At 57.1% G+C, this 20379-nt stretch carries 19 protein-coding genes and 1 tRNA gene; 1 reads left to right on the plus strand and 19 read right to left on the minus strand.

Going from position 1 to position 20379, the window contains the following annotated elements; all coding sequences use genetic code 11:
* Positions 1-9 precede the first annotated feature (9 nt).
* From secF to ASQ50_RS02510, 18 genes are all read right to left on the minus strand, one after another.
* Positions 10-963, minus strand: coding sequence for a protein translocase subunit SecF (secF, locus tag ASQ50_RS02425; RefSeq protein ID WP_058091098.1), 954 nt, complete (start codon positions 961-963; stop codon positions 10-12).
* The gene (secD, locus tag ASQ50_RS02430; RefSeq protein ID WP_058091099.1) at positions 956-2830 is read right to left on the minus strand and encodes a protein translocase subunit SecD; all 1875 of its coding nucleotides are present in this window, start codon (positions 2828-2830) and stop codon (positions 956-958) included. The genes secF and secD overlap by 8 nt, the downstream gene beginning before the upstream one ends.
* Positions 2831-2923: 93 nt before the next feature.
* Complete coding sequence (gene yajC, locus ASQ50_RS02435) at positions 2924-3286, minus strand: preprotein translocase subunit YajC (protein WP_058091100.1); 363 nt, start codon at positions 3284-3286, stop codon at positions 2924-2926.
* 42 nt (positions 3287-3328) lie between these two features.
* Entirely contained in the window at positions 3329-4450 is a 1122-nt protein-coding gene (gene tgt, locus ASQ50_RS02440) for a tRNA guanosine(34) transglycosylase Tgt (RefSeq protein ID WP_058091139.1), read from the minus strand.
* Positions 4451-4464: 14 nt separating this feature from the next.
* A complete protein-coding gene (queA, locus tag ASQ50_RS02445; protein ID WP_058091140.1) occupies positions 4465-5550 on the minus strand; it encodes a tRNA preQ1(34) S-adenosylmethionine ribosyltransferase-isomerase QueA in 1086 nt (361 codons plus the stop codon).
* A 40-nt stretch (positions 5551-5590) separates the two neighbouring features.
* Positions 5591-5677, minus strand: a tRNA-Leu gene (locus tag ASQ50_RS02450).
* An 82-nt stretch (positions 5678-5759) separates the two neighbouring features.
* Complete coding sequence (gene flgL / locus ASQ50_RS02455; protein WP_058091101.1) at positions 5760-7031, minus strand: flagellar hook-associated protein FlgL; 1272 nt, start codon at positions 7029-7031, stop codon at positions 5760-5762.
* A 16-nt stretch (positions 7032-7047) separates the two neighbouring features.
* The gene (gene flgK, locus ASQ50_RS02460) at positions 7048-9078 is read right to left on the minus strand and encodes a flagellar hook-associated protein FlgK (protein ID WP_058091102.1); all 2031 of its coding nucleotides are present in this window, start codon (positions 9076-9078) and stop codon (positions 7048-7050) included.
* A 6-nt stretch (positions 9079-9084) separates the two neighbouring features.
* The gene (gene flgJ, locus ASQ50_RS02465; RefSeq protein WP_058091103.1) at positions 9085-10080 is read right to left on the minus strand and encodes a flagellar assembly peptidoglycan hydrolase FlgJ; all 996 of its coding nucleotides are present in this window, start codon (positions 10078-10080) and stop codon (positions 9085-9087) included.
* A gap of 8 nt (positions 10081-10088) precedes the next feature.
* Positions 10089-11183 (minus strand): flagellar basal body P-ring protein FlgI, encoded by a 1095-nt coding sequence (locus ASQ50_RS02470; protein WP_058091104.1) that lies wholly within the window; start codon positions 11181-11183, stop codon positions 10089-10091.
* Positions 11180-11881, minus strand: a complete 702-nt coding sequence (gene flgH / locus ASQ50_RS02475; RefSeq protein WP_058091105.1) for a flagellar basal body L-ring protein FlgH — start codon at positions 11879-11881, stop codon at positions 11180-11182. The genes ASQ50_RS02470 and flgH overlap by 4 nt, the downstream gene beginning before the upstream one ends.
* 3 nt (positions 11882-11884) lie before the next feature.
* A complete protein-coding gene (gene flgG / locus ASQ50_RS02480; protein ID WP_058091106.1) occupies positions 11885-12673 on the minus strand; it encodes a flagellar basal-body rod protein FlgG in 789 nt (262 codons plus the stop codon).
* 78 nt (positions 12674-12751) lie between these two features.
* On the minus strand, positions 12752-13504 hold the full coding sequence (locus ASQ50_RS02485) for a flagellar basal body rod protein FlgF (protein WP_058091107.1): 753 nt from the start codon (positions 13502-13504) through the stop codon (positions 12752-12754).
* A gap of 73 nt (positions 13505-13577) precedes the next feature.
* Entirely contained in the window at positions 13578-15479 is a 1902-nt protein-coding gene (locus ASQ50_RS02490) for a flagellar hook protein FlgE (protein ID WP_058091108.1), read from the minus strand.
* Between the two features lie 28 nt (positions 15480-15507).
* Positions 15508-16185 carry a flagellar hook assembly protein FlgD gene (locus tag ASQ50_RS02495; RefSeq protein WP_058091109.1) on the minus strand — a complete coding sequence of 226 codons (678 nt, stop codon included), beginning with the start codon at positions 16183-16185 and terminating at the stop codon, positions 15508-15510.
* A gap of 17 nt (positions 16186-16202) precedes the next feature.
* On the minus strand, positions 16203-16655 hold the full coding sequence (gene flgC / locus ASQ50_RS02500) for a flagellar basal body rod protein FlgC (RefSeq protein WP_058091110.1): 453 nt from the start codon (positions 16653-16655) through the stop codon (positions 16203-16205).
* Positions 16656-16687: 32 nt separating this feature from the next.
* On the minus strand, positions 16688-17086 hold the full coding sequence (gene flgB, locus ASQ50_RS02505; protein WP_058091111.1) for a flagellar basal body rod protein FlgB: 399 nt from the start codon (positions 17084-17086) through the stop codon (positions 16688-16690).
* A gap of 234 nt (positions 17087-17320) precedes the next feature.
* Entirely contained in the window at positions 17321-17896 is a 576-nt protein-coding gene (locus tag ASQ50_RS02510; RefSeq protein ID WP_058091112.1) for a nitroreductase, read from the minus strand.
* A gap of 222 nt (positions 17897-18118) precedes the next feature.
* Between ASQ50_RS02510 and ASQ50_RS02515 the strand changes: the two genes are divergently transcribed.
* A complete protein-coding gene (locus tag ASQ50_RS02515) occupies positions 18119-19558 on the plus strand; it encodes an adenylate/guanylate cyclase domain-containing protein (protein WP_058091113.1) in 1440 nt (479 codons plus the stop codon).
* Here ASQ50_RS02515 and queF read toward each other — a convergent pair whose 3' ends face one another.
* Positions 19559-20377, minus strand: a complete 819-nt coding sequence (gene queF, locus ASQ50_RS02520; protein ID WP_058091114.1) for an NADPH-dependent 7-cyano-7-deazaguanine reductase QueF — start codon at positions 20375-20377, stop codon at positions 19559-19561.
* Between the last annotated feature and the right edge of the window lie 2 nt (positions 20378-20379).

Consider the following 20379-nt stretch of genomic DNA (forward strand, 5'->3'; position numbering starts at 1 on the left):
CCCACCGGATCACATCCGGTTAAGCCACTCGGGCGGCTGCTCTTCTTCGGCTTCTTCACCGGTGCCTTCCTTCGCCGGTACCATCAGGTCTTCACGGGTAACACCCATCACCATCAGCATATTGGCAGAGACATAGATGGAGGAATAGGTACCCACAACCACGCCAATAATGAGCGCAAGGGCGAAGTTGTTGATGGCCTCACCACCGAAGAAATACAACGCCAGCAACACCACCAAGGTAGTACCAGAAGTATTGATGGTACGGGTGATGGTCTGGTGAATGGACTCGTTGATGATATCCCAGGGCTCGCCTACCCGCATTTTCCGGAAGTTCTCCCGGATACGGTCCGCCACAACGATGGTATCGTTCAGCGAGTAACCTATTACCGCCAGCAACGCTGCCAGCACGGTCAGGTCAAACGTCCACTGGAACAGCGCAAACACGCCCAGCACAATAATGACGTCGTGAGCCAGCGGTATCACAGACGCGATACCGAACTTGAACTGGAAGCGCATGCCCACGTAGATCAGCACCACCGCCAAGGCAATCAACAGCCCGAGACCACTGTCTTCTTTGAGCTCATCGCCAACCTGAGAACCGACGAACTCGGACCCCACCAACTCGAGCTCGGCGCCGGAGGCAGCCAGCATGCCAGCCACCTCACGGGCTAACTGATCGTTCTCAGCTTCCGCCATGCGGATCAGGATGGTGGTATCCGCGCCGAAGTTCTGAACGACGAACTGCTCATAGCCCGCTTCTGCCAGCTGGTCCCGGATAGCGTCAAGGCTCGGCGCCTCGGCGTACTCCAGCTCTACTGAGGTACCGCCGGTGAAGTCCATGCCAAAGTTCAGGCCGCGAACACCCAACAAAGCCAGGGAAATCACCACCAGTGTGATCGAAAGCACGGAAGCAATCTTCCGCAACCCCATGAAATCAAATGGTTGTTTCTGTGTATCAGCCATTAGCCAGCTTCCCCCCGATCGACAATTTCTCGACCCTGCGGCCGCCGTAGACAACGTTCACAATGGCGCGACTGACCACCAGGGCACAGAACATCGAGGTCAGGATGCCGATGCTCAGTGTTACCGCGAACCCTTTGACCGGGCCGGAACCCATGGCAAACAGGATCACAGCGACCAACAGAGTGGTTATGTTGGCATCAAAGATAGACACAAAGGCTCGACCATACCCCGCGTTAATCGCACTTTGAGGGGGCGCCCCGGATTTCAGCTCTTCCTTTATTCGCTCAAAGATTAGAACGTTGGCGTCAACCGCCATACCCACTGTCAGAACGATACCGGCAATACCTGGCAAGGTAAGCGTGGCAGACAGAATGGACATACACGCCAGCAGCAACATCAGGTTCAGGGTCAGCGTGACATTCGCCACTACCCCGAAGCCACGATAGAACACCAACATATAAATGAGCACCAAGGCAAAACCAAAGGCAACAGAGGTTACACCAGCGTCGATGTTCTTCTGCCCGAGGCTTGGCCCAATGGTCCGCTCCTGAACAAAGTACATGGGTGCCGCCAGTGCACCTGCCCGCAACAGGAGCGCCAGCTCTGCAGCTTCCGGTATCGAATCCAGACCAGTAATGCGGAAACTGCTACCCAGCGCTGACTGCACGGTTGCCAGGCTGATCAGCCCCTTTTCCACAATCCGCTTTTCGACTTCCCGAATCTCACCGTCTACTTCCTGGGCTTCAGTCTCGGTGCGGAACTCGATAAACAGCACCGCCATGCGGCGCCCCACATTATTGCGGGTAGCGCGGTTCATCAGGTCGCCGCCAACCGAATCCATGGTGATGTTAACCTGCGGCTGACCATTCTCATCGAAGGCCTGCTGGGCATTAGCCACATTATTACCGGTGGCAATCACGTCCCGCTCGAGGCGAGCTGTTCGCTGGGGGTTGTCACGGAAACCGAACTGCTCGGTTTCTGCTCCCGGGGTATCCTGGCGGGCTTCCATCCGGAATTCCAGATTGGCTGTTGCGCCGAGAACCCGCTTGGCCTGGGCGGTATCCTGCACACCTGGCAGCTCAACGATAATACGATCTGCGCCCTGGCGCTGAACCAAAGGCTCCGCCACGCCGAGTTCGTTGACACGATTACGGATGGTGGTCAGGTTCTGTTCCAGGGCATATTCCTGGATATTCCTCACTTCAGCTTCAGAGAGGGTCAGTGCCAACAGGAATTCGCCTTCCCGGGTGCTTTCATTGAGCAGAAACTCATTGTACTGCCGACGAATCAGATCAAAGGCTGCACTGCGAGACTCAGAATCCCGGAAGCTAAGAACAATCTCCCGGTTGCCTTCAACATCTCCACCCCGATAGCGAATACGCTCATCCCGAAGCTCTCTTTTGATCTGCCCGGAAAACGCCTCCAGACGCTGGCTGACAGCCGTGTCCATGTCTACTTCCAGCAGGAAGTGAACACCACCTCGCAGGTCAAGGCCGAGCTTCATCGGGCCTGCACCGAGGCTACGCAGCCAACCAGGAGTTGAGGGAGCCATGTTCAGAGCCACCAGGTAATCGTTACCAAGGGCGGCCTGCACTGCCGGGCGAGCCCGCAACTGCGCGTCGGAACTGTTCAGGCGAATCAGGGCATTGCGGTCTTCAAGAGAACTTTCCTTGACTTCGATCCCGCGGCTTTCAAGGGCGCCGAGGGCACGGTCCAGCACACGCTGGTCTACCTCGGTGCTGCCCCGGGCGCCGGTAACCTGTATGGCAAAATCATCGGGAAAGAAATTCGGTAACGCGTAAATGAACCCGATGACCAGTGCGAACACTATGATCAGGTTCTTCCAGAGAGGATACTTGTTCAGCATGAGAATCCTTCGAGCCAGCTATGGCGCCGGCCTTGGTGTTTCAGCAAGTCAACACAAAACGGGCGACCATAGGCCGCCCTGCGCACAACTGGCTCAGATATCTTTCAGTGTGCCCTTGGGCAGCGCCGCGGCCACCGCCACTTTCTGAATCTTGATCTCGACGTTATCAGACACTTCCAGCACGATGAAGTCGTCAGACACCTTGGTGATGCGGCCGGCAACGCCACCGGAAGTCACCACTTCGTCGCCCTTGTTCAGGCCGGACATCAGCGCTTTATGCTCCTTGGCACGCTTGGACTGCGGGCGCCAGATCAGGAAGTAGAAGATCAGGATAAAGCCGGCGAAGAAGATGATCTGACCCATCACGCTCATGCCCTGGGCACCGGCATCCTGCGCCATGGCAAGTGCAGGCATCAGAGACAGCAGACCAACGATGAGCAGTTTGATTGATTTCATTCAGGTTCTCCGTTTATTGACTGATATTGAGGTAAAAATTGCTCAGGATTCACCCAGCGGCGGCACAGATTCGCCACGTAAGGCATAGAATTCGCTTATAAAGTCGGACAATGTACCTGCTTCAATGGCGCCACGCAATCCACTCATCAGGTTCTGATAGAAGCGCAGATTGTGGATGGTATTGAGCTGCGCGCCCAGCATTTCACCACACTTATCCAGATGATGCAGATAGCTCTTTGAGAAATTCTGACAGGTATAACAGTCACAACGTTCATCCAGCGGGCCGGTATCGTGACGATTCTTCGCATTACGAATCTTGACGATGCCGGTCGAGGTGAACAGGTAGCCATTCCGGGCGTTACGGGTGGGCATAACACAGTCAAACATGTCTACCCCCCGGCGAACTGCCTCAACAATGTCTTCCGGACGTCCAACCCCCATCAGGTAACGAGGTTTGTCTTCCGGCATTTTGGAAGGCAAATGGTCCAGAATGCGAATCATGTCTTCTTTCGGCTCGCCCACCGACAGACCACCAATGGCGTAGCCATCAAACCCGATATCGGTCAGTCCCTGCAGGGATCGGTCCCGCAAGGGCTCGTACATGCCACCCTGGACAATACCAAACAACGCCGCCGGATTGCCCTCATGGGCCTTCTTGCTGCGTTCCGCCCAACGAAGTGACAGCTCCATGGATTCTTTTGCCTGCTTCTCGGTAGCAGGATACGGCGTGCATTCATCAAATATCATGACAATGTCGGAACCGAGGTCACGCTGCACCTGAATGGCTATTTCCGGCGACAACTCCACCTTTGAGCCGTCTACTGGGGAGCGGAAGGTCACGCCCTGCTCGGTGATCTTGCGCATCTCGCCCAGGCTGAACACCTGAAAGCCGCCGGAATCCGTCAGTATTGGCCCTTGCCACTGCGTGAAATCGTGCAAATCGCCGTGGGCCTTGACCACTTCCGTGCCCGGGCGCAGCATCAAGTGGAAAGTGTTACCCAGAATAATTTCCGCGCCGATTGCCTCGATATCTCTTGGCAACATCCCTTTAACCGTGCCGTAAGTGCCAACCGGCATAAACGCAGGCGTTTCAACCGTTCCACGGGGGAAGGTCAGCCGGCCCCGGCGGGCTCTGCCGTCTTCGCCCAGCTTCTCGAACGACATAAAACAGGAATTGCTCACAAGGATTCTCCACGGGATTCGGTCTGGTTTGCCCCGGCCAGCATGCCCCGGCTTGGCTCCTGGGCGGTCAGGAACATGGCGTCACCGTAACTGAAAAAACGATACCGCCGTTCAACGGCTTCCTGATAGGCAGACATGATATTACGGTAGCCGGCGAAAGCACTGACCAGCATGATCAGCGTGGACTCCGGCAAATGGAAATTGGTGATCATGGCGTCAACCGTCTGAAAACGGTAGCCAGGGTAAATAAAGATATCGGTTTCGCCACGGAAGGCATTCAGGCGCCCCCCCCGACTGGCCGATTCGAGCGAACGAACGGAGGTAGTGCCAACCGCTACTACCCGGCCTCCCCGGGCCCTTGTGCGCTCAACCGCATCCACGGTTTCCTGGGGCACGTTGGCCACTTCGCTGTGCATCAGGTGGTCTTCGATCTTGTCGACCCGCACCGGCTGGAAGGTTCCCGCACCTACATGAAGGGTTACATACGCAAACTCAATGCCGTTGCTTTTGAGGACCTCAAGTATGTCGTCGTCGAAATGCAGCCCTGCCGTTGGCGCCGCCACAGCGCCTGCTTCTTTGGCATAGACGGTTTGATATCGCTCCCGGTCAGACAGGTCATCATCCCGCTCCATGTACGGCGGCAACGGCATGTGCCCGAGTCGTTCCAGCACATCCAGAACAGGCTCACGGCCCTCGTATACAAATCGGAAAAGTGCGTCCTCCCGGCCCACCATGCGCAGAGCAGAGCCATCTTCCAGGATGACCTTCTGGCCTTCTTTAACAGCCTTTGAGGCACGGGCGTGGGCCAGCAATTCATACTCACCCAACAGGCGCTCCACCAGGACTTCAACACGACCACCGGTTTCCTTCTGGCCAAACAAGCGGGCCGGAATCACACGGGTATTGTTGAATACCAGAAGATCGCCAGGCTGTAACATGCCGGGGAGATCGGTGAAGTTCAGGTGTTGGGTCTGGCCGGTAAGACCTTCGAGTGCCAGCAGTCGGGACGCACTGCGTTGCTTGAGCGGGTAACGGGCGATGAGCTCGTCCGGCAGGTCAAAATGAAAATCGGAGACGTTCATGGGCCGGCTATTCACGATGCCGCAGGTTGCGGCCAATAAGTGGTAGCGGCGGGCGGACTCGAACCGCCACGGGTTTTACCCCAACGGATTTTGAATCCGTCGTGTCTACCAATTTCACCACGCCGCCATCGGAGAGTGGGAGGATTATACTGAGCCTGAATCTGAAAGCAACCGGGCGGGGAGTAAAAATCTCCTACCGCCTCAGCCAATTACAGACGATCAAATAAAGAGAGCCTGGAAATCTGTGCAAACGACTGTTGTGCCGCCTGTAAAACAAAGCTCTGGAAGCTCAGATTACTGATCGCCTCGGCATAATCCACGTCTTGCAACTGTGAACGTATTTCCTTGGTGTACAGCCCCGAATCCTCCAGAAATGACGAAGTGGATTCGATGGCATTCAACCGGCCACCCAGCTCAGTTTGCTTGAGAATGATGGACTCCTGGCCGTTGTCCAGGTTAGTCAACGATTCCGCAATGAGCGCATCGTATTCGGCGCTGGATTTCGGTGTCGCCTTGTCGATGCTGTCCAGGCCGGCGATCAGTTTCTCAATAGTGCCGAAAATGGATTGCTTGTCGCTGATACCCAGAGTGAACTCATCACCATAGGCTCCGTCGTTAACGGTGAGCCGGACGCCGGCAACCACGAACTCTTCACCGACCACCGGAGCAGGTGTTGGAGTCAAGTCCAGTGGGTCTCCTGCCGCGTCCACCGCAGTGGGGTTTCCATCAGCGTCAACCGCCGTTATGGACAGAACGCCACCTGCACCTACAGAGATCGTAAAATCATTAGGTACGTTAGGGGTAGCGGCACTGAAAGCATCTTTCAAGTCCTTTGGCGCGACCAATTCCAGGTCTGAAATGAAGCCATTGGCCGACTGTCCAGCACCATCGCCAGAGCCTACCACCGATACAGCCGCCGGCACGTTCACAAAAATGCCTTTGCCGTGGTCGCTGATGGGCACTGTCACGCCGTCATCTATTTCAAGTACCCGCTGCCCCTCATCACCCTGATATTGCCAGGCACCAAAGTCGTCCTTGGCAAACGCCGGTGTACTGCCCTGAAAGCCGCTGAAAATGTATTCACCGGAGGCATCCCGCGTGTTGGCTATGTTTGCCAGCTGGCCCAGCCGCTCCTTCAGCTCTGCTGAAATGGATTGGCGATCGTTGGCAGATAACGAGCCGCTACCCGCCTGAACCGTCAGTTCCCGCACCCGCTGGATGATATCCACCGCACTGGACAGGGTGCTCTCCTCCTGCTTGATGCGGTTATCGGCGAGGTTGGCGTTGCGCTCGTAGGTCTCAATTCGCTTGACCTCCTGGTTGAGCTTCAGGATGCGCGCGGCGGCCACCGGGTCATCGGACGGCCGGTTAACCTTTTTGCCCGTTGAAATCTGCTCCTGGGTTTTCACCAGATTGCTGTTCACATCCTGCATCCGGCTGATGCCGCCAGAGAAAATCTGCTGAGATGAAATCCGGATCATTTTCGTTTACCTCGCCTTACCGGAAGCTCTGCAACAATGTGTTGAACAGATCCTGCGCTACAGACATAACCTGAGCCGATGCGTTATAGGCCGCCTGATACTGAATCAGCTTGCCGGCTTCTTCATCCAGGTTCACACCGGATATCGATTCACGCTGGTTATTGGATTGCTCAAGCAACGTTTTACCAGCTTCTTTATCCAACTGGCTCTGGCGTGTTTTGACGCCGATATCCTCAACCAGGCCCGCATAACCCTCGGTGAAGCTTTGCCGGCCACCGTTCAACGTATTGGCGGTACCCAGGGCAGCCAGCAGCTCAGCATTTCGGTTGTCGGAGATGCCGTTGCTGTTATAGCCAATGGTGAACACATCACCGTCGGCCGGCTCGCCGGTCATTTCAAACTGGTAACCCTGGTAGAGGTCGCCAGCGGTCGGGTCGTTACTGAAAATGGTGTTGATCCGCTGCGGATCATAGGCCAGGTTCGCAGGATTCAACGGGTCACCATTACCATCGAATATGGTGTAGGTAACGTCGGTGCCATCATTGCTGAATCGTATCTCCAATGGCCCGTTCGCCAGCTCGCCCCGGGTTTCAAACCCCGGCAACAGGGCATTGGTGTTCGGGTTGCGAACGTTCAGCATGTTGCCCTGATTGATCTTCGCCGTACCCAGGTTGGCATCATCCGCGTTAGCACGGATCGGGCTGGCGAATGCGAGGTCTTCTTCCCGCAGAACATTCAGATTCATATTCTCAGCGGCATTTCGGCTCGGCTGAATGAGGTACTTGTCACCTGCGTTGAACTGCCCTCCTTCCACCCGGATATTGAAACCGGGCATGGAAATCTCGGACTGAACCGGGTCCGGCAGTCGGCCCTGGTTGACGGTTTTGCCAGTGGCGGAATCGATCAGCTCGAAGTTCCTGCCGTCGCCACTGAACTGCAATGTCCAGGTGCCCGCCGGTAACAGGCTGCTATCAGTAATCTCTACCGCAAGCTGACCATTCTTGGGATCTGCATTGTTAGCGTTGGGCACAACCCGGCTGCGCTGAAGCCCGATGTCGTTAACATCCGTAAAGAAGTTACCGCCCAGATCACCCTCAAGATCCATCCCGATTTCATGCTGATGGTTGATGGACGCTGAAATCGCAACGGCCAACCGCCCCAACTCATCGAACGCGGGTTTCAGGGCCTCCTGGTCAAACCGGCGCAGCCCACCGAGTTTGCCGCCATTGATCTGTTCATCCACCTGCAGGGTGCGGCCACTGGTGGTCAGGGTGAACTCCAGGCGGGTGGGGTCTTCTGCACTGGTGCGGGTGGCAAACTCGGAGGCATTGGCGCCGGTTACCAGCGACAAGCCATTGGCCAGTGATACATTCACCTGGCTACCCTCTGCCTGGGTAACCCGAATGCCCACCAGCTCCGACAACTCCTTGAGTTTCTGGTCTCGCTGGTCCATGAGCTCCAGGGGCATCTTGCCCTGGGCCAGGCCCGGAGACTCAGAAATAGCCAGGTTCAGATCGGCGATGCTTTTGAGCAGGGAATTGGCGTCCTTCACACCCTGCTGCATCTGGGTTTTGACCGATTCCCGTTGCTGTATAAACTCCTGGTTGAGCGCCTGGAAGCGGTTAACCACCTGCTGGGCCTCACTAAGCACCAGCTGGCGTTGAGGCAGTGAGGCCGGGTCTTCCGCCGCATTCTGCAAGGCCGCGAAGAAATTGTTCAGGGCGTTATTTAACCCGGTGCTTTCGCCCCCCAGCAGGTTATCCAGCCGGGTCAGCTCAGCGTTCAGGGCGTTCTGCTCTCCGAACAGCGTGCTGTCTTCCCGCAACTGCTGGGTCAGGTACTCATCCGCCAGCCGGCGAATGTTGGAAATGGACACCCCACTGCCAATGGTACCGGCACCAGTACGGCGCCCTTCCTGGGTATCGAACTGCACTTCCTGCCGGCTGTAACCGGGTGTGTTTGCATTGGTGATGTTATTGGCGGTGGTGTTCAGCGCTGTCTGATGACTGAGCACCCCGGTCAAACCGATTCCGATCAACCCTGCCATGATGCTTTACTCCCTCGGCACGTCGCTGTTCATGGACAGCGTCATCAGAGAATCCCTGTTCATAATCCGGCGAATCTTGGAACCATACTCCGGATCAGTTGCATAACCGGCTTCCTGAAGTTTGTCTGCAAAGACCTCAGGCTGGTCGGCTGACGACAGCACATCCCGGTACCGGGGGTTGCTGTGAAGGAAATCCACGTAATCCCTGAAGCTCGCCTCGTAATCCGGGTAGGCCCGGAAATCCGCTCGCTCCTTCATGGGCACTCCCCCACGAAACTCGGTGGTGGTAATGGTCACGGCGTCACCGCCCCAGCGGGTATCGGCCTTGATACCGAACAGATTGAAACTGGGCTGGTCGCCATCCCCTTTGATCATGTGGCGCCCCCAACCGGTTTCCAGCGCCGCCTGGGCCACCATCAACCTGGGGTCGATACCGCTTTCCTTACCGATGCGCTCGGCAAATGGCATCAACTCAGCGACAAAGTGCTCCGGTGATTCAAAGGTCAATGGTAACTCTGCCGCCGTCATGGTTTGCTCGGGCTGCTTCTGTTCGGCCGCCCGAGTCATTTCATCGATGGCCTTCAGCTGCTCCGGCAAGTTGCGGGATATCGCCGGCATACTGCGGTCATAGTCCGCCAGGGTGGCCTTGTGCCCCGCCAGCCGCTCGCCATTACTGGCCATGCCGGGCACATCGCGGCTCAGTTGCCGGACCAGCGCCTCAGCAAGACCTGTTCCACTGCCGCGAGACATGCTTAAACTCACCTGGCTGTCGAACATGTCCCGGTAGAACTCGGATTCGTTGCTGTTGAGGTAATTTCCCTCGGCAAAGGCCTCGCCGGCCTTACGCATAGATTTCAGCATCTCCGCCAGAAACAGACTTTCAAACTGGCGAGCCACCTGTTCCAGGGCTGCCTGTTTATCCGATCTCGCCTGGGTCTTCAGGGCGTTCAGCCCACTGAAGTCGGTGTAGATCTCAGCCTGTTGTACGCGATAGTCCTGCATGGCTACACCTAGATCACGATCAGCTCGGCACGCAGAGCGCCGGCTGTTTTCAGGGCTTCGAGTACGGCCATGACATCCCCGGGGGCCGCTCCCACCTGGTTAACGGCCTGAACGATCTCATTAAGTGTGGTGGCAGGGCCAAACTGGAACATTCTGGCCGGGTCTTCCGTCACCGCTATCTGGGTGTTTTGCTGCAACGCAGTGTCACCCTGGGCAAACGGGTTGGGCTGCACCACTTCCGGGTTTTCCTGAATCGTCACGGTCAGATTGCCGTGGGTGACCGCCGCCGGGCTGACCCGCACATTCTGGCCAACCACAATGGTTCCGGTGCGGCTGTTAATGACCACCCGCGCGGCCTCTTCAGCCGGCTCCACTTCAATGTTCTCGAGAATCGACAGGAAGCTGACCCGCTGGGAAGGGTCCCTCGGTGCCCGTACGGAAATCGCGGTTGCATCGTGGGCGTAAGCCATATCCGGCCCAAGCGTATCGTTGATGGCTTCCACTACCCGGCGGGCGGTGGTGAAGTCGGCTCTCATCAGGTTGAAGGTTATGGTGTCGCCACGGGTAAACGGCGATTCCACTTCACGCTCGATGGTGGCACCGTTGGGAATCCGGCCAACACTGGGCACGTTCACCGTAATCCGGGAGCCATCCTGCCCCTGGGCACCAAAGCCACCCACCACCAGGCTGCCCTGGGCCATGGCATACACCTGGCCATCAGCGCCTTTGAGCGGCGTCATCAGCAGCGTGCCACCCCGCAGGCTGTCTGCGTTACCGATGGAAGACACGGTGATGTCCAGCTCCTGGCCAGATTTGGCAAAAGGCGGCAAAGTGGCACTGACGGTAACCGCCGCCACATTAGCCAGGTTCGGGTTAACGCCATCCGGCAGAGTGATGCCGAACTGATTCATCATGTTGCGGAAGGTCTGGTTGGTGAACGGCGCTTTATCGCCGGTACCGTCCAGGCCCACCACCAGGCCGTAACCGATCAACTGGTTGTTACGGACACCTTTTACCTTGGCCAGATCCTTCAGGCGGTCAGCCATCACCGGAGAGGCACACACTGCCAGCAACGCAAATACAGCAATTATTCTGCGCATCATAGCGGCCACCACTCACTGTTGAAGAACCGGGCCAGCCAGCCCATCTGGTTAGCCTGGTCAAAGTCGCCGGTGCCGCCGTAGGCGAAGCGCGCATCTGCCACCCGGGTGGAAGCCACCGTGTTATCCGGTGCGATATCCTGAGGCCGAACCATGCCGGTCAGGCGGATATACTCGTCCCCATTGGTCAGCGACAGCCATTTCTCGCCACGGATGCGAAGCACACCGTTCGGCAGCACTTCGGTGACAGTGACCGTAATACTGCCCGCCAGACTATTGCTTTGGTCTGCTTCAGCAGCACCGTTGAAATCCCGCTCAAAGTTCGCCCTGGCATTCAGGCCAATGTTGGCCTTACCAAAAATGCTCGGCTCAGGAATGTTCAGTTCCTGGTCTTTGGTAATACTGGTTTCGGCGCTCTTGCTGGCCCGGGTTGATTCCTGCAGGGTCACCGTCAACACATCACCGATGTTCAGGGCCTTGGTGTCACCGTACAGGTTGTAGTTACGGGCCGGCTGGAAGATTGCCCCGGAATCTGGATCCCGCTGCATCATGGCCTGAGCGCGTACCGGTGCAAATGCCGGATCATCCGGCATGGCCCGAGGCCGGCTCATGGCAGTGCAGCCTTGCAGAACAATCAGCACACCCACCAGTGCCAGGGTGGCGAACCGTTCTTTCTTGAAGGTGTGATGAATGGTGTTCATAACTTACCCGATGTTATTGGTAATGAACTGGAGCATCTGATCGGTGGTGGACACCACCTTGGAGTTCATCTCATAGGCCCGCTGGGTGGTGATCATATTGACCAGCTCTTCCACCACTTCGACGTTGGATGACTCAATGGTGCCCTGCTCGATATTTCCCAAACCAGCCAGCCCTGGCTCACCCTCTGCCGGGTCGCCACTGGCATTGGTTTCCTTGAACAGGTTGTTGCCGATGGCCTGCAAGCCCTGAGGGTTGATGAAATCCACCAGGGTGATCTGGCCAAGGTTGATCGGCGCGGCCTGGTCATCGGTCACCACGGTTACGGTGCCATCCTTACCAATCGTGATGTTGGTCGCGTCTTCCGGCACGTTGATGTTGGGTTCCAGCGGGTAGCCATCGGGCGTTACCACATCGCCGTCGGCATTCAACTGGAACTGGCCATCGCGGGTATAGGCGATCTGGCCATCCGGTAGCTCAATCTGGAAGAAGCCACGGCCATTAACGGCCAGGTCCAGCGGCTGATCGGTAATCTGCAGGTTGCCCTGGCTGAACTGCTTGGCAGTGCCAACCACCCTCACCCCGGTACCCAGTTGCAGGCCAGACGGAAGCTCGGTGTTCTCAGTGCTCAGACCACCCGGCTGCCGGTTGATCTGGTACAGGAGATCCTGGAATACCGCCCGGTCACGCTTGAAGCCGGTGGTGTTCACGTTTGCCAGGTTGTTTGAGATGGTGGACATGTTGGTGTCCTGTGCGCTCAACCCGGTTTTGCTGACCCAAAGTGCTGGATGCATTGCTCTACTCCTTACCCGCCGGCTGCAGCGGCGATTCTTTGCCGCTTGTGGCCAGTGGATGATCTGATCTCAGTGTTATCAAAGGTTCTGCAACAGTCGTGCCGCAGCCTCGGAATTCTCGTTAGCAGTCGACATGACCTTCACCTGCATCTCGTACTGACGGGATAACTGCAGGTTGGCAATCATTTCTTCCACAGCATTAACGTTCGAACTTTCCAGAAAACCAGTGGCGACGCGCATAGCGGCATCCGGCGGCTCCGGGCCATCCAGGGCCTGATCCGGCTTACGGCGGATGAATCCGTCCAGCCCCTTCTCGAGGGCATTGCCGGGCGGGTTCACCAGTTTCAGGCGGTCCACTTCAACCAGCTGATCCGGCGGGCCACCCACGGGCACAATAGAGATGGTGCCATCTGCCCCCACCTGCAGGTTGTCAAAGGGCGGCAGGGCCACGGGGCCACCATTGCCCAGCACCAGCTCACCGCTGGCGAGGCGAACCAGGCCGTTTACATCCACCTGGAGGCTGCCGCTGCGGGTAAACACCTCTTCACCCAGATCGTTCTGCACTGCCAGCCAGCCATCGCCCTCTACGGCAACGTCCAGCTTGCGACCGGTGTCCATCAGGGCGCCGGCAGAGAGATCGGTGCCGGGGCGCTCGGTCATGGCGTAGGCGCGGGTGGGGTGGTGTTCACCAAAGACAGGCATACTGCGGGCCTGGGCAAAATCCTTTTTGAAACCGGTGGTGTTCACGTTTGCCAGGTTATTGGCATGGGCACGCTGGGCCAGCATGTTCTGCTTGGCGCCAGACATTCCAATATATAGGGCTTTGTCCATGGGCAAACTCCTGCCGGAATTTTGACTGTTTCCAGTCATCCTGCAGGAGTCATGCCATGTTTATGGAGGGACGTTACCGGAGGTTGATGATGGTCTGGGTGACCGCATCAGAGGTTTCAATGGTCTTGGCGTTAGCCTGGTAATTGCGCTGGGCAATGATCAGGTTCACCAGCTCTGCGGAGAGGTCCACATTGGACTCTTCCACCGAGCTTGCCTTAATGGAACCCAGGGTACCGGTATCCGGCGCGCCGATAATCGGCTGGCCGGATTCAAAGGTTTCCACCCAGGTAGTCTCACCCACCGGCGACAGCCCGTTGGTGTTGTTGAATGAGGCCAATGCTACCTGCCCTAGGGATTTGGATTGCCCGTTGGTATATCGTGCAAAGATCACACCCTGATCAGACACGTCCAGGCCAGACAAACGGCCGGTGCTGTAGCCGTTCTGGCGCTGGTCGTTGACACCAAACGCAGCGCCATATTGGGTGGTGTTCCCAAGATCTACGACAAAGGCGGACGTCGTTGGCGGCTCCGGAATGGGAGTAACCACTTCCTCGCCGGCCAATGGTGGGCCGTCTGCACCATTCGGCTCTCCGTTCGGGTCCTTCGGAACCCAGTCGGTAACCACAATCTCACCGTTCGGGTCACCGTTGATGGACTGCAAGGTGCCGTCTTCGTTGAAGCGCGCAGTGTACGGAGAAGTATCTGTACCGGCCACGAGCTCACCATCAATCTGAAGGTAGACCGACCATTCACTGACACCCACGCCGTTACCCGGCGAAGGATTCTTGACGAAGAACTGGGTCAGTTCGTGGGAATTACCCAGGCTGTCAAAAATGGTGGTTGAGGTAGCATGGTTGTAGGTTCTCTGATCCAGGGGATTGAAGGAATTGGTAATCCGCAGGTCGCCACCTGCAAAGGCATCGGCAATCTCGCTGCTCGCACCAGCCGGAAGAATGTCCTGAACCGTGCGATCAGACTGAATGTTCACATCACCCTGGAACACCTCAAGAGGCTGGTTGACCCCCGCATCGGTGCTGGCAAAACTGATACCCACATCAGAGCCTCGGTTATCAATAATCCGGATGTCGCTTCCACCATCAACCAGGGAGGCAGACAGGCTTGTGGCGCTAGAGGCGTTGATAGCGTCTACCAGCCCCTGCAATGAACTGACCCCGCTGAGTGAGATAGGCACATTCTGGCCGTCCAGCTCTATCCGGAATTCAGTATCGCCGGCCGCTAATGCATCTTCCAGATCAGTAATCGAGAATTCCTGGCCCAGGCTGACCGCCGTGGTGGCAGAGGCAGACAGACCACGCTGCTGGTTGATGATGCCCGCCGCATCCCGTGCGGAGGTGCCAGCGGGAATAGTGATGTCTGGCGAGTTGGTACCATCCGAGTAGGCAACACGGAACACATCATCTACGGTGATATCCCCCATAGACACCGCCTGGAAATCCACCACTCGGCTCTCCAGCACAGATTGCCGGGAATCCAGGTTCAGATCGGATCGCAAATTGGTGGTACGGCGTGGCGCCAGGTTGTCGGTTTCAATCTGAAGATCACCCCGAATACCAGACAGGTTGCCGTCGTTATCTGCAGTAAAACCCTGAACCCGCATGTTCTGGTTATTGGTCACAAAACCGTCTTTATCGATTCCAAACTGGCCAGCCCGAGAGTAGCGGATCTCGCCATTGTTATTCAGGATAAAGAAACCATCACCACTGATGGCCATGTCCAGGCCATTATCGGTAAAGCTGATGTTGCCCTGGCCAAAGGACTGCTTGACGTCCTGAACGCGCACACCATCACCGATCGGGTTAGTGCCGCCACTCAGAAAGCCGCTGGCGTACAAATCACCGAACTGTACCTTGCTGCCTTTGAAGCCCACCGTGCTGGCGTTGGCAATGTTGTTGCCGGTGACATCCAGATCGACCGAAGCTGCCCGAAGGCCGCTCAAACCTGTATTAAATGCCATGACTTATACCTCCTGGTCTGACACCGGATCAGTTAATTTGTTTGACGTCGGACAGGGCAATGGAACCCATACCGGCAAGATTGAGGGTAATGGAACCGCCCTTACCCAGGGACACACTGTCCACATTGGCGCTAACCATGGTGCCGAGCTGTTCAGGACCGGACGGATAAGAGCCCTGCGCGACAATCTGGTACGGTCCAGGCGGCAAAGGATTGCCGTTGCCGTCCTCGCCATCCCAACGGAACGACACCACACCGGCCTGGCTACTGCCCATATCAATCTGGCGAACCAGCTCACCACTCTGGTTCATTACCGACAAGCGCAGCCCACCGGTAGATGCTGGCACTTCGATGGTTCCGGTAATCTCGCCATCATTACCCAAAATTCCCACATTGGAAGGAGCAAGAACGGTCTTGCCAACCATTGCAGACGCCTGCAGCGCCTGGCTGGAACGGAACTGTCCGGCCACATCCTCAACGGTACTCGACAGGTTCTGCATTTCTTCCAGAGAGCTGAACTGCGCCAGCTGAGCGATGAAATCACCGTTGTCCTGAGGGTCAAGCGGGTTCTGGTTCTTCAACTGGGCAAGCATCAGCTCCATGAAAGCATCTTTGCCAAGCTCGCTGCCGCCACGGGCTTTGTCGTCCTGCTTGATCTGATACTGGCTCAGTACGTCTGAGGCCGATGCGGAATTCACTGCACTCATGACTCACTCCTCACTATTTACTGCTGACCCAGCGTCAGGATTCGTTGCATCATGGACTTGGCAGTGTTCATGACGTCCACATTCATCTGGAAGCTGCGGGAGGAAGACATCATGTCTGCCATTTCCTCAACCACATTCACATTCGGGTAGAACACGTAACCGTCTTCATTGGCAGCGGGATGGTTGGGCTCGTAGCGCATCTGCAACTCTGCATCGCTCTCCAGGATTCCCTCAACCCGTACACCGGCACCGGGGCCGTCGTCCAGGCTGGTGCCGAAGCCCTGCTGTTGATCCGGGTTCAGCATGGCCTGCTGAATGGCGGCGAAGACTGGTTTGCGTGCCCTGTAAGCATTCTCGGTGCTGGAACTGGCAGTCTCGGCGTTCGCAATGTTGGAAGCCGTGGTATTCAGCCGCAGGGATTGTGCGGTCATGCCGGAACCGGCGATGTCAAAAATGTTGCCCAGTGACATGGCAATCTCCTCAAATCGTAAATGACTGCGGCTTACTCACCCTTCAGGGCTTTGGTCAATCCGGAAAACTTGCTGCTCAGAAACTGGAAGCTGGCCTGATAGTCCATGGCATTGCGCATGAAGCGGCTCTGCTCTTCCTGGGCATCCACGGTATTACCATCGACAGACGGCTGGTGCGGATTGCGGTAAAGCAACTCGCCGTCACTGCCGGGGCTGGAGGTGTCCATGTGGCCTTGGTGAGTGGTCGCCATTTGCAGACCACTGACCGACTCCTGGGCTTTCTGCATCATCGCCCTGAAATCGATATCCCGTGCCTTGTAGCCCGGGGTATCGGCATTGGCCAGGTTGTTGGCGAGTACTTCCGCACGCTGCACCCGGGCCTGAAGTGCGTGCTCGTGAATACCCAATGCCTTATCAAATGTAATTGCCATGACTGCCTCCGGAATTCTGCACCGGCACCGCTTGAACGGCGGCTTGCCGGATTTGCGTTCTGGAAGAGTCAAAGCAAAGGTGGTGCCAGTTTTCGAGAGTGCTTGGGCGCCAGGGCTTCTGGAGGGATGCGATCAGATTTTGAGCGGCAACGGAGAAGGGTTCAGAGCAAAGGCGGCAAACCATTTCCCTTGGCGGTTAAACGGTTTGCCGCTATCAAAACATCAGCGGGAAGCTCACCAACTTTCCTGGCGCCCGGGCCCACGCCATACCTTTACAAAATCCCCGGTAGCCGGGCGTGGCACTGAAGGTTTCTCAACCGACACCGTACCGGTATACAGGAAGCCGACGACCGTTTCCCCGGGCTCTAAACCCAACCCTTCAAGCACATCGGGATGGTAGGCCACCCCCCCGGTGCGCCACATCACGCCGAAACCAGCATCTTGTAGGGCAAGGCCGAGAAAGCTCATGCCCGATGCGGCAGACATAAGCTGTTCGACCTCCGGCACTTTCGGGTGGGATTTGGGCGTTGCGATTCCTACGATCACCATCGGTGCCCGCAGCGGCGCCCGCCGGGCTTTCTCGATTTCCTGCTCACTGGCGCTATCAGGACATGCCTTGGCGAACAGGTCTCCCAGGGCCTGCCGGGCATCCCCTTCCACCACAAGATAGCGCCATGGCCTCAGTAAGGCATGGTCCGGTGCCCTGGCGGCACACTGAAGGGCCACATCAACTATACTCCGCGGCGGTGCCGGGTCTTCTAATCGTGGTTCGGATGCTCTTTCGAGTAAAAATCGGGTTACAGACGTCATACTGGCTCACAGTCAAGATGGCTGTATCTGTTGCCCTAAGGGCAAAGATGCCTCAGCGAATTGTGGGTTATACGTAATACTGTTAACCTTTAGTAGTAACTACACATAGAAAAATAACCACCAACAACGATAACGTGTTCGGCGGCATACAATGAGTGACCAACAAGCTTTTCGCAACTGCAGGGCCCTGTATTCCTGCCACCGGGAAGACTCGGTTCTGACATGATGAGCGCACAGGCCGATTTGCGCAATGTCGCCAGCAGCGCGGGTAAGCTCGCTTCCGCGGACATCCACGACCACACCGTGGCCATTCCGCCCATGCCGGATTACAACGGCCGAATCATCGCCTACACCGCAACGGCCGCGATTATTGTCGCCGGAATCCTCCAGGGCGTGTTTCAGCAATGGTTGCTGTGGTTTGTGGCCGGCGCACTTACCTGGCCGCACATCGCCCATTTGCTGACCAGGCGTACGTTTCTTCGCCGCTCACCACGAATCCGGCAGAAGATGCTGTTTCTCGACTGCGTTATTGGTGGCACCTTCATCGGCCTTATCGGCCTGATTGCCATTCCCTCGGTGTCCATATTGTTAATGCTGATGTTCAGTTGCCTGATTGTGGGCGGTATCCGCCAGTGGCTGTTCGGCACCGTACTCATGCTCGCCTCACTTGCGGCGTCTGCAGCTACCTTTGGCGTTGCCGACAGCCTGCAATCGCCACTGCTGACCAGCATCCTGGCCCTGGCCTCTACCGGCGTCTATATTTGCGTAACCGCCTACTATTCCCACCAGCAGGCCCGCACGCTACTGCTGGCAAAAACCCAGATCCAGAACCAGCGCGAACAGTCCATCGCACTCTCCCACAAGCTATCCAAATACCTGTCCCCGCAGGTCTGGCAATCCATTTTTACCGGCGAGCGTGACGTTCGCCTGGAAACCCAGCGCAAAAAACTGGCCGTGTTCTTCTCCGACATCAAGGGCTTCACCGAACTGTCTGAAGAAATGGAACCCGAAGCCCTGACCGAACTGCTCAATCACTACTTCAATGAAATGTCAGAAGTCGCTCTCCGATACGGTGGCACCATCGACAAATTCGTTGGCGATTCCATCATGATCTTCTTTGGCGACCCGACCAGCCGCGGCCAGCGAGAAGATGCTTTCGCCTGTGTGTCGATGGCCATCGACATGCGCAAGCATATGAAGATCATGCGCCAGAAATGGCGAAGCCAGGGTATCAAAACCCCGCTTGAGATCCGTATGGGTATCAGCACCGGATACACCACGGTGGGCAACTTCGGCGCCGAAAACCGGATGGACTACACCATTATCGGCAAGGAGGTGAACCTGGCCAGCCGGCTGGAAAGCCTCGCAGAACCTGGCGAGATTCTGGTGTCCTACGAGACCTTCTCTCTGATCAAAGATCGCATCATGTGCCGGGACAAAGGCGAGATCACCGTGAAGGGCTTCGGCAAGCCGGTGCCCATTTACGAAGTGGTGGACTTCCGCCGGGACATGGGCCCGAACCGTAGCTTCCTCGAGCATGAACACAGCGGCTTTGCCATGTACCTGGACTCCGACAAGATCACCGAAAGGGAACGCAGAGACGTACTCGCCGCCCTGGAAGACGCAGCCGACCGGCTGCGTCAGGAAGACGACGCCGACTAACTACTGCCGGACCAACCTCGGTCCGGCATCACCCTCTGCACGGGTACTGCGCCACGGGTTGATATCCAGCCCTCCACGCCGCATGTACCGGGCACAAACCATCAATTCCGTTGGCTGGCACCGGGCCATCAAATCCGTAAACACGGTTTCCACACAGTGCTCATGGAAATCCTGCTTCTGGCGGAAGCTGACCACGTAACGCAGCAAACCCGCACGGTCTATCTTCGGGCCGGTATAACGAACGAACACGCTGGCCCAGTCAGGCTGACCAGTGACCGGGCAATTGCTTTTCAGCAGGTGGGAACACAGCTGCTCGCTGACCACTTCCTCGCCTGCGCTGAGTGAATCTGCCGAGTATTCGTAAACCACATCGTCTACCGGCTCGTCATCAATCAGCTCATAGCCCTGCGGCCGACCTTCCGCAGGCGCGGATTCGTCGACACTGAACAGCCGCACAGTCACGGCGGCACCACAGGCACTGGACAAGTCTGCGGTAATGGTCTCGGCAACCTGATCCGCCGATGAGAACACCGCCTGGTTCAGGGAATTCAGGTAGAGCTTCAGGGATTTGCTTTCGATAATCGACGGCGACGCCGCCGGAAAACGGATCTCCCCCCAGGCAACTGCTGGCACGCCGCCCGGGCGCAACCAGGATATCTCCCACGCCTGCCAGAGGTCCTCACCAAACCATGGCCAGCGGCCATCCTCCAGCCCGATACGGCGGCGGTTTTCCTCACGGGCAACCGGGAACAACAGGGACGGATCGTACTGATCCGGATAGTCGCTGGACTTACCCAGCGGCGCATTGTGCAAAGCCATAG

This window comes from Marinobacter sp. LQ44 (assembly GCF_001447155.2).
GTDB lineage: Bacteria > Pseudomonadota > Gammaproteobacteria > Pseudomonadales > Oleiphilaceae > Marinobacter.

Excerpts from the sequence above, each read along its gene's own strand:
- ASQ50_RS02495 (WP_058091109.1), bottom strand. The coding sequence starts at position 16,185 with ATGAGTGCAGTGAATTCCGCATCGGCCTCAGACGTACTGAGCCAGTAT.
- queF (WP_058091114.1), bottom strand. The coding sequence starts at position 20,377 with ATGGCTTTGCACAATGCGCCGCTGGGTAAGTCCAGCGACTATCCGGAT.
- tgt (WP_058091139.1), bottom strand. The coding sequence starts at position 4,450 with ATGTCGTTCGAGAAGCTGGGCGAAGACGGCAGAGCCCGCCGGGGCCGG.
- queA (WP_058091140.1), bottom strand. The coding sequence starts at position 5,550 with ATGAACGTCTCCGATTTTCATTTTGACCTGCCGGACGAGCTCATCGCC.
- ASQ50_RS02510 (WP_058091112.1), bottom strand. The coding sequence starts at position 17,896 with ATGACGTCTGTAACCCGATTTTTACTCGAAAGAGCATCCGAACCACGA.
- flgL (WP_058091101.1), bottom strand. The coding sequence starts at position 7,031 with ATGATCCGGATTTCATCTCAGCAGATTTTCTCTGGCGGCATCAGCCGG.
- ASQ50_RS02490 (WP_058091108.1), bottom strand. The coding sequence starts at position 15,479 with ATGGCATTTAATACAGGTTTGAGCGGCCTTCGGGCAGCTTCGGTCGAT.
- flgJ (WP_058091103.1), bottom strand. The coding sequence starts at position 10,080 with ATGCAGGACTATCGCGTACAACAGGCTGAGATCTACACCGACTTCAGT.
- yajC (WP_058091100.1), bottom strand. The coding sequence starts at position 3,286 with ATGAAATCAATCAAACTGCTCATCGTTGGTCTGCTGTCTCTGATGCCT.
- flgC (WP_058091110.1), bottom strand. The coding sequence starts at position 16,655 with ATGTCACTGGGCAACATTTTTGACATCGCCGGTTCCGGCATGACCGCA.
- ASQ50_RS02470 (WP_058091104.1), bottom strand. The coding sequence starts at position 11,183 with ATGATGCGCAGAATAATTGCTGTATTTGCGTTGCTGGCAGTGTGTGCC.
- flgB (WP_058091111.1), bottom strand. The coding sequence starts at position 17,086 with ATGGCAATTACATTTGATAAGGCATTGGGTATTCACGAGCACGCACTT.
- ASQ50_RS02515 (WP_058091113.1), top strand. The coding sequence starts at position 18,119 with ATGATGAGCGCACAGGCCGATTTGCGCAATGTCGCCAGCAGCGCGGGT.
- flgH (WP_058091105.1), bottom strand. The coding sequence starts at position 11,881 with ATGAACACCATTCATCACACCTTCAAGAAAGAACGGTTCGCCACCCTG.
- secD (WP_058091099.1), bottom strand. The coding sequence starts at position 2,830 with ATGCTGAACAAGTATCCTCTCTGGAAGAACCTGATCATAGTGTTCGCA.
- flgG (WP_058091106.1), bottom strand. The coding sequence starts at position 12,673 with ATGCATCCAGCACTTTGGGTCAGCAAAACCGGGTTGAGCGCACAGGAC.
- ASQ50_RS02485 (WP_058091107.1), bottom strand. The coding sequence starts at position 13,504 with ATGGACAAAGCCCTATATATTGGAATGTCTGGCGCCAAGCAGAACATG.
- secF (WP_058091098.1), bottom strand. The coding sequence starts at position 963 with ATGGCTGATACACAGAAACAACCATTTGATTTCATGGGGTTGCGGAAG.
- flgK (WP_058091102.1), bottom strand. The coding sequence starts at position 9,078 with ATGGCAGGGTTGATCGGAATCGGTTTGACCGGGGTGCTCAGTCATCAG.